Below are 16,872 nucleotides of genomic sequence, written 5' to 3'. Positions count from 1 at the left end.
TAATAAAAATACCATTTCGTAGAGACGACTTGCAGGCGTCTCCATTGGTCTGTGAATTGTTATTATTGTCTATGGGGAATTAAATTCCAAAATAATATTTGTTGCAATGGATAGCCTTGTGAATTGTTAATATTGTCTATGAGGATTATACTCTATAATAACGTTCTTTCCAATGGATAATCCAACGGAGACGCCTACAAGTCGTCTCTACAAGACGGAATATTGAAAATTCAATCCAATTATAAAAATACAATCTCTTTTCTACGAAACAAAATAATGCCCCATATCACCAACCACCTACCAGTCAATAAAAAAAATACGTATTTTTACCCTTGTATTTTCTCAATTCAGCAATTTTAATCCTACTTCGTTGGTGGTTATGGCATGAATAATGCTATCATTTACACATATCACGATTGAATATCTCCTGACCCGTTTTGAAGGCCAAACTATAAATTTATTTAAAATACCGTTGCATGAGAACACAACTCCTATTGTTTTCAAGTGTACTACTAATTTTGTCAGGAAATTTACTTTACGCACAAACCGTTCACAAAGATTATATAGACGGAGAGGTTTATATAAAACTGAAAGAATTTCCAAAAATTACTCAGATTCTACCCAACGGAGCAGTCAACACGGCTCTGGAATTGCCGTTTCTGTCAAAAGCGGCTTTTATCTCAAACACCATAGCTGCCCAACGGAGCTTCTATTTCTCCAATTCTGCCGAGCTACAAAGAATCTATCGGGTAAAAATCGGGAAGCCTAAGTTGGTTAATCAGTTCATCAAGGAAATCAGTAAAGATAATAGTGTTGAGTACGTTGAGCCCGTTCCCTATCATCAGATTATTTCAATTCCGAACGATGCAAGCGTAGGTAATCAGTTTTACCTCAATAAGATAAAAGCATACGAAGCATGGGATATATCGCAGGGTGGAATAGACATAGTGGTGGCGGTGATAGACAACGCTATTCAGACCAACCATGCTGACCTCGCAGGGAATATGTTAGCAGGGAGGGATATTTCAGACAACGACAACGACCCTTCGCCACCTGATTCTACTTTCTTTCATGGCACGCACGTGGCAGGATTAGTCGGAGCAGTTACCAATAATAATATCGGGATTGCCTCAGTCGGATTCAATAGAGTGAAAATATTACCAATAAAAGCTACTCCGAATAATGGCTCACCTGATGGTATTTATCACGGCTTTGAAGCGATTTCGTGGGCAGTAGCTCATGGTGCTAATATCATTAATCTTTCGTGGGGAGGGAGTGCCTACTCAATGACCGACCAGGCTGTAATTGATGAAGCCTACAATGCAGGCGTATTGATTGTAGCAGCCGCAGGTAACAACGGGCAGAATAGCAGTTATTATCCGGCTTCATATAATCGGGTGATTTCGGTAGGAAGTGTAACCGTAAATGACGAAAAAAGCTATTTTTCCAACTATGGTTCGAGCGTTGATTTAGTAGCACCTGGTAGTGGAATCTATAGTACGATGCCCGGCAACAAATATGATTATCATAGTGGTACTTCAATGGCTACTCCTATAGCCAGTAGTGTATTTGCGTATATGTGGTCTGTTAAGCCAGACCTTACCTTGCTTCAGTTAGAGAATCTGATTAAAAGCACATGCGATAATATTGACGGACTAAACCCCGGTTATGCCGGAATGTTAGGCAGTGGCAGAATAAATGTACTAAAAACTATCTCTTGCATGGAAGGGCATATTGAGCCTGTCATAACTCCATCGGTTACAACCGTTTTATGTCCGGGAGGAAGTGTGATGCTGACCTGCAATACGATTGATGGTGTAACTTACCAATGGAAAAAGAATGGAGCCAATGTAGGAACTAATCAAACCACTTTTACTGCCTCAGAAACGGGGCAATATACAGTAGTTGTTTCTAAAAATACCTGTACTATTGCGGCTTCGTCGGTAAGAGTAAGCGTGATTCCGTCAAGTTTTACTATTACTGTTGGGCTTACTACCGCCTGTGTAGGAGATTCTATTCTGCTGACAGGCCCTAATCTTCCGGGTGTTACATATCAATGGAAAAAAGATGGTAGCAACGTAGGGAGTAATGCCCGGCAATTATATGCCAAACAAAATGGCAACTATACATTGAGTTTATCAGGAAACGCCTGCCAGATTACTTCGCCTGCCATCAGTCTTTCATTTATTACCCTTAGTCCGGTTATTAGCTCAAATAATTCAACTATACTCTGTTCAGGGCAAAGTACTTTACTATCTGTCAATCCGGTTACGCATACTACCTATCAATGGAAATTAGATAATCAGGTAATTAACGGAGCAACTGTCTTAACCTATACTGCTTTAGAGGCAGGAGAATACCAACTTGAGCAGAAGTTAGGGCAATGTGTGGTAAAATCTAATAAACTAACCATTACTACCAGTACGCAACATACACCGATACCAACAGTAAACGATAAAGAAATATGTGAGGGCGTTCGGCTGAGTGTGGGAAATGGGTTACAGGCTACTGCTACCACCTGTGTTGGTTCGCTGACAAAAGCCTATACCTACAACGGTAATGTAATAGGCTACGATGGCAATGAACAAACAGGCGCAAACCCTGCCATTGAAGTAACAGATTTGAGTGGCAACTCAGTGGCTAAAGTGAAAGTTACGATTGTGTTTCACAAAAAAGACCAAAACGGATTAAATGATTGTGATTTACCCCATCAGGGTAGTTTACCTTATACCGACGAAATTTCTTTTAAAATAAAATCACCCTATGGTACAGTTCTGACACTTTTGCCAAGTAATACTTATAATTACTATTCTTACAACGGACAAATAACCTTGGTTTTTGAAGATGGAAAACCTGCTATTGCTCCTGAGTCGGCACCAACATCAGGTACATTTGCCCCAAATGAGGCGTTGTCAGCATTTATCGGTCAACCTGCCAATGGTACATGGACTTTGCTGCCTAACGATAATTCAAGCGGAGACCCTCTTTGTGTATCAGGCTTTGCTGTGGATATTCAGATAAACAACGTGAATCTTCCGAATACTTTCAGTTGGTGGACATCGCCATCAGGAGGGGAGAGGTTAAGCCTTGGTAATGAGCTTGTAACCGCAGATTCTTTATTAGGAACCTACACCTATTATGTGCAGAACCAGTGTTCAGGACTTTGCCCAAGCGAAAGAGTGAGTGTAAACCTGACTATCAGCCATGCGAATATCGCTCCACCGTCAATCATGGCTTATATTATTGATGAAGCAATGGCTACTGAAATAAGCCCTTTATTACCTACGGCAAGTCTGAGTAATCATGACCCAATGACCATTCAGAATCAGGGCAATCCGACTATTATCTCAGACAGAGCTGCATTAATTGACCCGATAACAATTTGCAGCGGAACAGACCTATTATTGTTAGGCTCAGGTTGTGGCACTATTTATCAATGGTCAACCAATCAGACAGGCGTGGGGATAATTACCGTACCCACTACTACCCAGACATATTCGGTAAGGTGTAAGGATGCTTCATCAGGCTGTTGGACACCTATGAGGGACAAGCTGATTCAGGTAAAGCCAACAGAAGTGGTTATCAGCAATAACATTCCACAAAAAGGTTTGCAGACATTTGTAGGCAATCGTGTATCTGCTTCCAATAGGGTGGGCAATCAGTCTGCCACAACCATCAAGGCCGACAATGCTGTGGTATTTCTTCCGGGGTTTGCCGTTGAAGGTAATAGTGTTTTTACCGCAAAAATTGAGAATGCTTGTGGCAATTGAGTAGAACAAAGTACAAAAAAAACTTTATTTAGTAATAAAATTCTGTGAGAATCTAAAATGACAAAATTATAATTTGCTGATAGTGAGATATTTAGATGTTTCTGCTTATTTCTGCCTTTTATTTTTCAAATTATCCAATTTTCAAATTCAAGTTCTTATTGTAAATTTGCAGACTTTGTAAAAAATACTTACTAAACTCAAAATAATTCATTATGGATTCAATGATTGTCTATCTTGTTCCGGTGTTCGGAATAATCGGATTACTTTACACTGCTTGGCGATTCAGTTGGGTTTCTAACCAACCCACCGGAGACGCTAATATGCAAAAACTCTCGGGCTATATAGCCGACGGAGCGATTGCATTCTTAAAAGCAGAATGGAAAATCTTAGCTTATTTTGCTATTCCAACCGCTATTTTATTAGCATGGTTAGGCTCAAGCGAAGGCACTCCCGAATCCCCAATTCATTCTTCCCCTATTATTGCAGTTGCATTCTTAATCGGAGCGGTTTTTTCTGCCACAGCAGGTTATATCGGTATGAAAATCGCTACCAAGGCTAACGTTCGTACAGCACAGGCGGCTCGTACTTCATTAGCCAAAGCGCTTCAGGTCTCGTTTACAGGTGGTTCGGTAATGGGTATGGGTGTAGCAGGTCTGGCGGTTTTAGGTTTAAGTGGCCTTTTCATTATTTTCTACAACTACTTTGCAAAAGGAGAATTACTGACTTCTGACAATATGAAAAAAGCCATTGAAGTACTGGCAGGATTTTCATTAGGTGCTGAGTCGATTGCCTTGTTTGCCCGTGTAGGTGGTGGTATCTATACCAAAGCTGCCGACGTAGGTGCTGACCTTGTAGGTAAAGTAGAAGCAGGTATTCCTGAAGATGATGTGCGTAATCCGGCTACTATTGCCGATAACGTAGGTGATAACGTGGGTGACGTGGCAGGTATGGGTGCTGACTTATTCGGGTCTTATGTGGCTACTATTCTTGCCACAATGGTATTAGGACAGGAAATAAATGTAGTAGATGGTTTTGGTGGTTTCTCACCTGTTATTCTTCCGATGATGATTGCAGGCGTAGGTTTATTAGCTTCTTTAGTTTCTACCTTCTTTGTGCGCATCAGCAGCGAAGAATCTTCTGTACAGAATGCGCTGAACTTGGGCAACTGGGCATCTATTATTATTACGCTTGTTGCTTCTTACTTCCTGGTAACTATGATTTTACCGGAAAATCTGAATTTACGCGGAAATGAGTTTACAGCAATGGGTGTATTCTGGGCTATTGTTGTTGGGTTGGTAGTGGGAGCTTTAATGTCAATCATTACCGAGTACTACACAGCTATGGGCAAACCTCCTGTATTATCAATCGTTCAGAAATCAGGTACTGGTCATGCTACCAACATTATTGGTGGTTTGGCAGTTGGTATGGAATCAACCGTATTACCAATTATTGTATTGGCAGCAGGTATCATTTTCTCGTATAGTTTTGCAGGTTTATATGGTGTATCTATTGCAGCTGCAGGTATGATGGCCACTACCGCTATGCAGTTAGCCATTGATGCTTTCGGACCAATTGCTGACAACGCAGGTGGTATTGCTGAAATGTCTCAACTACCTCCGGAAGTTCGTGAACGTACCGATAACCTGGATGCCGTAGGTAACACAACAGCAGCAACCGGAAAGGGTTTTGCTATTGCTTCTGCAGCCCTTACTTCATTAGCTTTATTTGCAGCTTTTGTAGGGATTGCAGGTATTGATGCCATCGATATTTATAAAGCTCCGGTATTGGCAGGTTTGTTTGTAGGCGGTATGATTCCATTTATTTTTAGTGCATTATGTATTTCTGCAGTAGGTAAAGCAGCAATGGAAATGGTGAACGAAGTTCGTCGCCAGTTCCGTGAAATTCCGGGTATTATGGAATATAAAGCTGAACCTGAATATGAAAAATGTGTCGCAATTTCTACTCAAGCATCAATCAAACAAATGATTTTACCGGGAGCTATCGCTCTTATAGTGCCAGTATTAGTAGGTTTTGGATTCAAAGGTGTATTTGAAGGTACTTCATCAGCCGAAATTTTAGGAGGTTTGTTGGCAGGTGTTACGGTATCAGGTGTATTGATGGGAATATTCCAGTCGAACGCTGGTGGTGCATGGGACAACGCCAAGAAATCATTCGAAAAAGGAGTATTAATCGATGGTCAGACATACTACAAAAAATCTGAGCCACACAAAGCTTCAGTAACAGGAGATACTGTGGGTGACCCATTCAAAGATACATCTGGTCCATCAATGAACATCCTGATTAAATTGATGTCGATTGTTTCATTGGTTATCGCTCCATACATTGCTGTAAAATCAACAACTATTACTATTAATGAGCCAAGCTCTGGAATCATCGAATCTTCGTTGCCTGTAAGCATCAATAAACAATTATCTTCTGGTGTTACTTTAAACTTTGTTGAAGGTGGTATTGAAGACCAGTTAATCAAATTCATTGAAGACCCGAGCCAGGAAGCAGGTAAAGAAAACTGGTTTAACTTCAAAGATTTGAACTTTGCTTCAGGTAGTGCCACGATTGATTCAACCTCAATGAACGAAGTACAGAACATTGCAGAGATTCTGAAAGCTTATCCGATTGTAAACATCAAAGTAGGTGGTTACACAGATAGCGAAGGCGATGATGCTAAAAACTTGAAATTATCAGGCGATAGAGCAGGTGCAGTAAAATCTTCGTTGGTTGGTTTAGGCATTGCTGATGCTCGTTTAGAGTCAGAAGGCTATGGCGAACAACATCCGGTTGCTTCTAATGATACAGAAGAAGGCAGAGCACAAAACCGCAGAATTGCTGTGAGTGTTCGTAAGAAATAATTGATAGAAACATTCTATAAAAATACCTCCGGTGATGATTTGCCGGAGGTATTTTTGTTTGGATAAATACAACACTAATAGATTCAATCCCCACAACCCCCAATTCTCGCCGTAAAAACGCTATTAGCATTTACACTAAAACCTGCATTAAGCATTACTGCTGTATTGGCTCTGTAAGTAACTTTTGCAGGTGCCTGTATAAAATTAGTAGCATTGATGCTATTCCCGGTAAAAGTCTGCACGGTGTTTTCATAGACTTTATAAGTAATATTCACAGCATCGGCAGGAGATACAAACAGAATATTATTAGAAGAAATAGGTGCACAAGGCGACCACTCTTTATGGCAGTAAGCATTATAGCCGATTGGGGAAGCCGGTGTAACCATCAATGATTGTCCGTTTGCACCATTATTCCACGTAATTACGTTGGTAGGGCAGTCTTGTGCTATCAGTAAGTAAGATTCTGCGGTTGAACAAAGCGTAACAGGACTCGCCATAGGTGGTGTATCGCCTAAAGGAACATAGTCAGACTGAGGATTGGCGGCATCATATAGCTGATAGATATTCTGTTCATTTTTGCTGAACCTGAGCGTTTGTTTCTGTATTAGTTCCTTAAACTTCGGATTATTGCTCACATTGGAAGAAACAGGAAAAACAAAGACTTGCGGAACACTCACTACATTCAGCTTTGCAGGTATTCTTTGGCTTGGACATAAACCTTCGCATTGAGCCTGTACAAAAAATGTTTTTTCTCCTAAAGCATGGGTTGACGGAAAATACTCAGCACCAGTGGTTAGTAAGTTACCTCCCGTAGCAGCACTCCACCACGTAAGTACAGGCAGTTGCGGCGTACCATTCGTGGTAAGGGTAATAGCAAAACCTTTTACACAGAGCGGGTCAATAGAATTATCATCTTCAGGCAGTAAAGTCCATAATCCACTGGAACTCTCATTAAAGAAGGCAGCAAACGACTGTGCAGGAGCATAAGTACCCGAAGCAGGTAAAGAACCCTGTGGTATAGGGCTGGCTCCTGTCTCAAACACAGTAGTAACAATACCAGAAGATGAGGGTCCACCAGCATAAGTGCCATTGGCTATCAGGGTAATAATTTTGCCCGATGGAGATTGTAATTTAAACGAAACTTCATCATTAAAAGGCGATTCACCACCATCTGCATACCCGCATGAGTTTTTATCAAACTGGTCTTTCTTTTCCCACGTAATAGAAACTTTCACGGCAGTTATATTGCCTTTCAGACTAAAAACATTGACGGCAGGATTATCGCCACTTTTATCAAAACCATCGTAACCAACCACAGGGCCATTGTAAGTAAAAGTGGTAGGCCCGTTGTAATTGCAATTTATAGCAGAGGCCTTTAGCCCACTACTCTGGCTGAGGTCAGCACAATAAGAGGCTTCTTTATCGGTTGCACTGGGTAGGCCTGTAAAAGTAGTATTCAATTCTATTTTAGTTCTGTCTGAAATAATGGTACAATTACCATTACTGATTATTACCTCGTAATTACCAATGAAATGGGCATTGAACGCTTGTGTGGTAATATTGGTCAGTGTTCCGTCTTTTAACCATTGATAAGTATTGCCGTTGCCCGCATTGGCACTAAGTGTAACTGACTGTCCCGCACAGATATAAGTACTGCCGCTTGCCATAATGGTAGCGGCTGTGAGACCTATATTCGGACAGGCAATGGCTTTCAGCAGATTCACTCTGCCAGCCCCCAATAATCCTTTGTAAGAGGGGTTTACAGCATCTAAATTATCGGCGGTATGCAAAAGGATACTCTCTAACTGAGCAGGCGTTAAATTGGGAAAACAAGACCACAGATAACCCATGGCACTTGCTACTAATGGTGTAGCCATAGAGGTTCCCCCGATACTGGCATAGGTATTGAACGGAAAGGTGCTGTATATGCCTCTGCCGGGAGCGGCAATATCAACCCAGGTGCCATAGTTAGAAAAAGAACTCCGTTGGTCGTTATTATCTAAACTGGCTACCGAAATCACGTGCCTGTAGGCAGCAGGATAACTTTCTATGGCAGTATCTTCATTGCCTGCGGCGGCTACTACTACAATACCTTTATTAAAAGCATAGTCTATCACCTCCTGTTCTGCCTGAGAATAGCCAATGCCACCCCACGATAAACTGATAATATCTGCCCCGTGGTCAGCAGCCCATAAGATGCCTTCAAAGCCATAATAAATGGCCGTATGGTCGGCCGCATTGGGCGTAGCTTTTATAGGCAATACTTTCACCCGATTATTACTGGCAGAAGCCACGCCGATATTGTTATTCGACACCGCACTTACAATGCCTGCCACATGCGTGCCATGACTGAAACTAACATTTGGCGGATTAGGGTTGTTGTCATTATCGCCTAAATCAATACCGCTCAGCATATTGGCCTGTAAATCGGGGTGATTGGTTTGTATCGCATTGTCAACTACTGCGACTACAACCGTTGCACCTCCCGGATTGACATCCCATGCCTCAAATGCTTTAATTTTATTCAGAAACCATTGAGAGCCAACGCTTGGGTCGTTAGGTGTGGCAATGATTCGTCTGAGTCTGACTTTCTCAACCATCGCAACCTCGGGTAACTGTTTCAATACTTTAAGCATTTCATCAGTTTTCTCCGGGCTTTTAAGTTTCAAACGGTATATCTTTTGTAGATTTTCTGAATTACCGATGAAAAAAGGTTTACTTGCTTCCTGTAACAAAAAATCGGACGAAAATTTTTGCAGAAATACCAATTCATTCGATAAGTTAACTGCATTGGAAACAGCACCTAAAGGTTTTTGTTTCACCTTTAAATAAATTTCACCATCAATAAAATCTTTATTAACTTTCTGACCGAGTGAAGAAATAGTGATGAGTGTGGCAAGAATAAGTAGAGTTGTACGCATAGATTCGAATGATTATTTATTTCCACGACAAACAGAACAGCAGATAAACCCTTTTTTGCAGACTAAGTAAATTGCTACGTCTACACACAGCAGTGCGTTTATGCTAAATAGATATATTTGTATAGAGTGAATGATTTATTGAACAAATTTATCTCGAAAAATGTAATTCAAGAAATCTATCACTGGTTACAGGTGGTTCAAACCTAAATATTGTATAATTTTTGAAAACAATGAAGAAAACCCTAATTTTTTTACTACTTTTTTATTCTACGTTAAGTTTCGGGCAAACGAAACAAATGAGTACAGGGGAATTGATACAAGCCATGAAAAGGCTGAATGTGGTAGGTAATGTGTTGTATGTAGCTGCTCACCCCGACGATGAAAATACCCTTTTTATAACCTGGCTTTCAAAAGAAAAAATGGTACGTGCAGGCTATATTGCCATGACAAGGGGCGATGGTGGACAAAACCTGATAGGTTCGGAACAAGGCGAATATGTGGGTTATCTGCGTACACACGAGCTATTAGGCGCCAGAAGTATTGACGGAGGCGAACAATATTTTACAAGAGCTAATGACTTTGGTTTTACCAAAACAACCGATGAAGCCCTGAGCACATGGGGTAAAGAGCAGATTCTGTCAGATTTGGTGTGGCGAATCCGTAATTTTCAACCTGATGTGATGGTTAACCGTTTTCCGCCTGATGCCAGAGCAGGTCACGGGCATCATTCAGCCTCAGCCGTATTGTCGGAAGAAGCCTATAAGGCAGCCGCAGACCCGACTCGTTTTCCTGAGCAATTGGCTTATGTAAAACCCTGGCAGGTAAAAAGAGTAGTATGGAATTCTTTCTCGCCCAATTTTCAGAATACAACACCCGAAGAAGGTAGTTATATTAAAATTCAGTTAGGTAACTATAATGCCTTATTGGGTAAATCTTATACAGAAATTGCTGCTGAAGCACGCAGTATGCACAAAAGCCAGGGGTTTGGTTCTGCCAAAACCAGAGGGCAACGGGTAGACTATGCTTTACATAAAGTAGGCGAGTCTGCAAAAGATGATTTATTTGATGGTATTGATATGACCTGGAAACGAGTAAAAGGTGGAGAGAAAGTAGAAGGGTTAGTTAACGAGATGTTAGCTAATTTCAAAGTGGAAAATCCCTCAGCTTCTGTTCCGGCTTTGATTAATATTTATAACACAATCAATGGATTGGAGGAAAATGTGTGGACTACTTACAAGAAAAATGAAGTGAAAGACCTGATTTTAGCTTGTGCCGGATTATGGTTTGAAGCTAATCCCTCAGACTATTCAGTAGCAGGTGGTGATAAAATAAAGGTAAATCTGAATGTGGTTGCTCGTTCAAATACCACTATTGTTTTAGAGAAAGTGAGTTTTAAAGGTATTGGCAAAGATTCAGTTATGAATACAAAACTGGTTAATAATGTGCCAGTAAATCAGAATTTTGATGTACAGATTTCTGCCAATACACCTATTACACAACCTTATTGGCTAATGGAAGAAAAGGAAAAGGGTTTCTATAAAGTAAATGACCAACTATTAAGAGGATTAGCGATGAAACCTGCCGACCTGGTTTGTGAGTATTCTTTTTCAATTGATGGTAAGCAATTCAATTTCCAGACGCCATTGACTTATAAATTTGTTGAACCTTCCATTGGAGAAATCTATCGTTATTTTGAAGTTCGCCCGGAAGTAATGGCTACTATTGATGAAAAGGTTTATGCTTTTGCCGATAACCAGCCGAAAGACGTACATGTTACTTTGAAAGCAGGCAAAAAAGGCGTATCAGGCTCTGTGTCGTTAGATGCCCCTAAAGGTTGGAAAATCGAACCTGTGGCTATCAATTTCGAGTTGAAAGATAAGTATGAAGAAAAGAACGTAACATTCAAGGTGTTTCCATCAAATACAGCTTCAGAAGTAAGTTTAAAGGCTGTTGTTAAAACCGCCAACGGCACTTATAACAGAGGTATTGCCACTATTGACTATAAGCATATTCCAACCCTTACCCTTTATCCGGTATCAGAAGCCAAAGCTATCAGAATTGATTTAAAGAAAAAAGGTACCATGATTGGCTATATTGCCGGAGCAGGAGATGAAGTGCCAGCCGCTTTAACGCAGATTGGCTATCAGGTAACCATGCTTACCCCTGTAGAATTGGGTAAGAATTTAGGTGTTTATGATGCTATTATTGTAGGAGTACGTGCCTATAATACAGAAGAGCATCTGAAATTTTTTCAGGATAAACTCATGGATTACGTAAAAAATGGTGGAACTGTAGTTACCCAATACCAGACGAATGCCTTTTACGGAACATCGAAGGTGAAAGAAATCGGGCCATACAATTTCGGCATTGGTCGTGGAAGAGTAACTGATGAAAACGCAGAAGTAAAGATTCTTAACCCAACACACCCATTGTTGAATACCCCTAATAAAATAACAGCCAAAGATTTTGACGGATGGATTCAGGAAAGGGGTTTATATTTTGCCGATAAATGGGCCAAGGAATATGAAACTATTTTTTCAATGCACGATGCTAAAGAAAAAGAAGAAGAGGGAAGCGTTTTGTATGCCAAATATGGCAAAGGTAATTTTATATTTACAGGTTTAGCCTTTTTCAGAGAACTACCCGCAGGTGTACCCGGTGCCTACAGATTGTTTGCCAATATGATTTCTGTGGGTAAGTGAGATTTCGCCCCTAAACGCACGGCGAACCGTCCCTAAAGGGGAATGAAAAAAGCTCTTGCCAATTAATTGAAAGAGTTTCTTTAATTCCCCTTTAGGGGTTAGGGGCTGAGTTTATACCACTACATTCACAATTCTCTTAGGTACTACAATCAGCTTTTTAGGAGTATTGCCTTCAAGCCATTTGATTACGTTTTCATTGGCTAAAACAGCTTTTTCTATGTCTTCCTTGCTCATATCAGCAGGGAAAGAAATAGAAGTTCTCACTTTGCCATTAATCTGTATCGGATACTCGAAAGAATCCTCTATTAAATGATTAGCATCAAATTCAGGATAGCTTTGTTGGGTAACAGTTCCCTTTTCATTGCCTAATATTTCCCACAATTCCTCTGCAATATGTGGGGCATAAGCAGATAAAACTATTACCAATTGTTCTAAAATAGTCTTTTTAGAGCATTTCAAATCAGATAATTCATTGACACAAATCATGAATGTACTCACAGAAGTATTGAAAGAAAAGTTCTCGATATCTTCTGATACTTTCTTGATAGTTTTGTGTAAAGCTTTTAGTTCGGCTTTGGTTGGTTCAGCATCTGTAACGCTGTATTTACCATTCTGGTCGTAGAACAAACGCCATAGTTTACGGATAAAGCGGTAAGTACCCTCAATACCGCGGGTATCCCAGGGTTTGCTTTCTGTCAATGGTCCTAAGAACATTTCATATAACCTGAAAGTATCAGCCCCGTATTCTTCTACAATATCATCAGGGTTAACCACATTATACAGCCGCTTAGACATCTTTTCTACCTGCGAACCACAAACATATTTATCATCTTCAAGAATAAATTCAGCATTGGCTAAATCAGGTCTCCAGGTTTTAAACTTCTCAATATTCAATACATCGTTTTTCACCAGACTTACATCTACATGGATGGTAGTTGTTTCATATTGGTTTTTCAAGTTATAAGAAACAAATACGGGATTTTTATCGGCGCCCTCACTTGATTTCAAACGATAAACCAGACTCGAACGTCCCTGAATCATGCCCTGATTAATTAATTTCAAGGCATATTCTTCCTGAGGTACATAGCCTCTATCTTTGAGGAACTTATTCCAGAATCGGCTGTATAACAAGTGTCCGGTAGCGTGTTCGGTTCCCCCTAAATACAAATCTACGTTTTGCCAGTAGTCGATGGCTTCTTTAGAAGCAAATTCGTTTTCGTTGTGAGCATCCATATAGCGATACCAGTACCAGCTACTCCCTGCCCAGCCCGGCATGGTACTTAATTCGTAGGGATTACCTTTATAATTCCAGCCATCGGCACGTCCTAATGGTGGTTCACCGTCTTCTGTTGGTAAATATTTGTCAATCTCCGGTAAAATCATCGGTAAGTCTTGCTCATCAATTAAATACGGTAAACCATCCTTAAAATATACAGGAACTGGCTCTCCCCAGTATCGCTGACGGGCAAAAACCGCATCTCTTAAACGGTAGTTAACCTTACCTTTCCCAATGCCTCTTTCTTCCAACGAATCAATCAGTTTCTTGGTAGCTTCCTGATAGCCTAAGCCGTTAATCATGCCCGAATTGATATATTTACCTTCTTTGGTAGCATCAGCCTGTTGGTCAATATCCTGCTGCGAATCAAGGATTGGCACAATAGGCAAACCGAAATGTGTAGCAAAATTCCAGTCACGTTGGTCGCCAGAGGGTACACCCATTACTGCGCCTGTACCATAGCCAGCCAAAACATAATCAGCAATCCAGATAGGTACTTTTTCACCACTGAATGGGTTGATGCAATAGCTACCTGTAAATGCCCCTGAAACTTTCTTTACGTCTGACATACGGTCAAGTTCAGAACGCTTCTGTGTTTCAGTAATATAATTATCAATACTTTCTTTTTGTTCTGGCGTGGTTAAATCAGCCACCCATTCATGTTCAGGTGCCAACACCATAAAAGATACACCATAAATGGTATCAACACGGGTTGTAAAAACCTCTATTAACGTATCTGGTTTATTCTCAACTTCAAATTTCACCATTGCCCCAACCGAGCGACCGATCCAGTTGCGTTGTTGTTCTTTCAATGAGTCAGACCAATCAATGGTAGTCAAACCACTAATCAGGCGGTCTGCATAGGCAGTTATACGCATCATCCACTGCTGCATTTTCTTCTGTATCACCGGATAGCCCCCACGTTCAGACACCCCGTCTTTTACCTCATCATTTGACAATACCATTCCTAAAGCAGGGCAGAAGTTTACTACCGCTTCTGAAAGATAGGTCAAACGGTATTTTAATGAAATGGTATATTGTTCGGTTTCAGAAAAGCCATTCCATTCTTCCGCTGAAAACATTTTCACCTCTTCATCACAAACTGCATTTACGCCTTTAGTGCCATTCTGGGCAAACTTTTCGTAAAGTGTTTCAATCGGTTCTGCTTTATCTGTGTCTTTATTATACCAGCTTTTAAACAGCTCCATAAAAATCCACTGCGTCCATTTGTAATATTTGGGGTCAGACGTACGCACTTCACGGCTCCAGTCATAGCAGAAACCAATCTTTTTTAACTGACTGATGTAGGTGCTGATATTGGCTTCTGTCGTAATAGCAGGATGCTGACCTGTCTGAATCGCATATTGTTCGGCAGGTAAACCAAATGAATCAAAACCCATCGGGTGTAAGACATTAAAACCTTTCAGTTTTTTGTATCTTGAATAGATATCACTGGCAATATAGCCCAGTGGATGCCCCACGTGCAGGCCTGCGCCTGATGGATAGGGGAACATATCTAATACATAGAACTTGGGTTTTGAATGGTCAATCTTTACTTCATAGGTTTTATTTTCTTCCCAGAATTGTTGCCATTTCTTGTCAATCTCACGATGGTTATACTCCGACATAGAATTTTGAATAATTGTGTAAACGAGCGTAGCTGCCCGATGCTTATGAAAATTTTTGCAAAATTAGCATATTAAGGCTTAAAATTGCGTAATTTGTTGAATATTATCCCTAAAACTTATCTACAATTAGTATCAAACCTAAAACGAATCAGCTATGATACGTAAAATTTTACTAACCCTTCTGTTATTGATAATTCTTGGCACTTTAGGTGTTTTCTATATTCTTTCTGACAAATCGAAATCGGCTTTAGTTTTAATGACTGATTTCGGCGTTAAAGATGGTGCTGTAGCCGCTATGAGGGGAGTGGCGTTGAAACTTGCACCTGAATTGGGTATTCATGATTTAACACATGAAATTCCTACTTATAATATCTGGGAAGGAGCCTATCGGCTGCAACAGACAGCCCCTTATTGGGCTGAAGGAACGGTGTTTGTATGCGTGGTTGACCCGGGCGTAGGCACAGAGCGTAAATCAATTATACTGAAAACAAAAGCCAACCATTATTATGTAGGTCCTGATAACGGACTGTTTACTTTAGTAGCAGAAAGTGAGGGAGTAGAAGAGGTGAGAGAGATTTCTGCTGCCAATCGTTTACCAAATTCACAAGGCTCATATACTTTTCATGGAAGAGATGTTTTTGCTTACTCGGGGGCTAAACTGGCATCGGGAAAAATCAGGTTTACAGAGGTAGGGGAGGCGATACCCAATAACCAGTTGATAATGTTGGATTATCCAAAACCTAAATTTGAAAACAACATAGTATCAGGTGGTATTCCGATTTTAGATATCCAATATGGTAATGTCTGGACGAATATAGATACCCAGACATTTGGCAAATTAGGGGTAAAACAAGGAGATATGTTAAACGTTAAAGTATTGGCTAAAGATAGTCTGGTATTTCAGGGTTTAATGCCTTATGTTCATACCTTTGGTGATGTAAAAGAAGGAGACAACCTACTCTATATGAACAGTCTGATGAATCTTTCAATTGGTATAAATATGGACAGTTTTGCCAATAAATATGGTGTTTCAAGCGGAAACGACTGGAAAGTGGAGATTACAAAATAAGGTTCTAACAGCAAAAAGATGTACCAAATGCTGATACATCTTTTTGCTGTAAATTATGTTATCTGATTTATTTCTTCGCAGCCTTAGGAGCAATGAAAACAATCATACGTTTGCCTTCTAATTTTAGCTCTCCTTCAGGCTTGCCATACTCATCAAGACCTGCGATGAAGCGTTTCAATAATTCGGCACCCTGGTCTTTAAATACAATTTGTCGTCCGACAAAGTGTACATAAGCCTTTACTTTGGCGTTTTCTTTCAAGAAACTAATGGCATGCTTTAATTTAAAATTAAAATCATGGTCATCGGTTTGTGGGCCGAAGCGAATTTCTTTAATGACCGTTTTAGCAGCTTTGGCTTTTATCTCTTTCTGCTTTTTCTTCTGGTCATACTTAAATTTAGAATAATCAACAATTCTACAAACTGGTGGATTGGCTGTAGGAACGATTTCGACTAAATCAAGACTCTGGGCTTTTGCCATAGCTAATGCCTGCTCGACGTCAAAGATTCCTTGCTCAACATTGTCGCCGACTAATCGGACTTGAGGTACTCGTATTCTCTGATTGATACGATGTTCGTCTTCTTTCTGTACTGGTCTTCTGAAATTACGATTGAATGGTTGTTGTGCCATTTAACGATTTT

Annotated in this window: 7 protein-coding genes; 4 read left to right on the top strand and 3 right to left on the bottom strand. The window is 40.4% G+C overall.

The annotated features are described in order from the left end of the window. The first annotated feature begins 476 nt into the window (after positions 1 to 476). Entirely contained in the window at positions 477 to 3,770 is a 3,294-nt protein-coding gene (locus tag EWM59_RS15200) for a S8 family serine peptidase (RefSeq protein WP_130022039.1), read from the top strand. Between the two features lie 212 nt (positions 3,771 to 3,982). Then, positions 3,983 to 6,637, top strand: a complete 2,655-nt coding sequence (locus EWM59_RS15195) for a sodium-translocating pyrophosphatase (RefSeq protein ID WP_130022037.1) — start codon at positions 3,983 to 3,985, stop codon at positions 6,635 to 6,637. Between the two features lie 83 nt (positions 6,638 to 6,720). Here EWM59_RS15195 and EWM59_RS15190 read toward each other — a convergent pair whose 3' ends face one another. Further along, on the bottom strand, positions 6,721 to 9,558 hold the full coding sequence (locus EWM59_RS15190) for a S8 family serine peptidase (protein WP_130022035.1): 2,838 nt from the start codon (positions 9,556 to 9,558) through the stop codon (positions 6,721 to 6,723). Between the two features lie 230 nt (positions 9,559 to 9,788). Between EWM59_RS15190 and EWM59_RS15185 the strand changes: the two genes are divergently transcribed. Next, positions 9,789 to 12,260, top strand: coding sequence for a PIG-L family deacetylase (locus EWM59_RS15185; RefSeq protein WP_130022033.1), 2,472 nt, complete (start codon positions 9,789 to 9,791; stop codon positions 12,258 to 12,260). Positions 12,261 to 12,371: 111 nt separating this feature from the next. Here EWM59_RS15185 and leuS read toward each other — a convergent pair whose 3' ends face one another. Further along, entirely contained in the window at positions 12,372 to 15,164 is a 2,793-nt protein-coding gene (leuS, locus tag EWM59_RS15180) for a leucine--tRNA ligase (RefSeq protein ID WP_130022031.1), read from the bottom strand. Positions 15,165 to 15,318: 154 nt separating this feature from the next. On the opposite strand from leuS, the gene EWM59_RS15175 reads away from it, so the two are divergent. Next, positions 15,319 to 16,233, top strand: a complete 915-nt coding sequence (locus EWM59_RS15175; protein WP_130022029.1) for an SAM hydrolase/SAM-dependent halogenase family protein — start codon at positions 15,319 to 15,321, stop codon at positions 16,231 to 16,233. A 67-nt stretch (positions 16,234 to 16,300) separates the two neighbouring features. On the opposite strand, the gene infC is transcribed toward EWM59_RS15175, so the two are convergent. Continuing rightward, the gene (gene infC, locus EWM59_RS15170; protein ID WP_130022027.1) at positions 16,301 to 16,861 is read right to left on the bottom strand and encodes a translation initiation factor IF-3; all 561 of its coding nucleotides are present in this window, start codon (positions 16,859 to 16,861) and stop codon (positions 16,301 to 16,303) included. Positions 16,862 to 16,872 lie beyond the last annotated feature (11 nt).

Source organism: Emticicia agri (assembly GCF_004168285.1).
Lineage (GTDB): Bacteria > Bacteroidota > Bacteroidia > Cytophagales > Spirosomataceae > Emticicia > Emticicia agri.
The sequence above is the reverse complement of the archived record's forward strand: the minus strand, read 5'-3'. Positions and strand labels throughout refer to the sequence as shown.

What these genes read in the sequence shown, in the direction of transcription:
- EWM59_RS15200 (WP_130022039.1), top strand. Translation starts at nt 477, where the DNA reads ATGAGAACACAACTCCTATTGTTTTCAAGTGTACTACTAATTTTGTCA.
- EWM59_RS15195 (WP_130022037.1), top strand. Translation starts at nt 3,983, where the DNA reads ATGGATTCAATGATTGTCTATCTTGTTCCGGTGTTCGGAATAATCGGA.
- EWM59_RS15190 (WP_130022035.1), bottom strand. Translation starts at nt 9,558, where the DNA reads ATGCGTACAACTCTACTTATTCTTGCCACACTCATCACTATTTCTTCA.
- EWM59_RS15185 (WP_130022033.1), top strand. Translation starts at nt 9,789, where the DNA reads ATGAAGAAAACCCTAATTTTTTTACTACTTTTTTATTCTACGTTAAGT.
- leuS (WP_130022031.1), bottom strand. Translation starts at nt 15,164, where the DNA reads ATGTCGGAGTATAACCATCGTGAGATTGACAAGAAATGGCAACAATTC.
- EWM59_RS15175 (WP_130022029.1), top strand. Translation starts at nt 15,319, where the DNA reads ATGATACGTAAAATTTTACTAACCCTTCTGTTATTGATAATTCTTGGC.
- infC (WP_130022027.1), bottom strand. Translation starts at nt 16,861, where the DNA reads ATGGCACAACAACCATTCAATCGTAATTTCAGAAGACCAGTACAGAAA.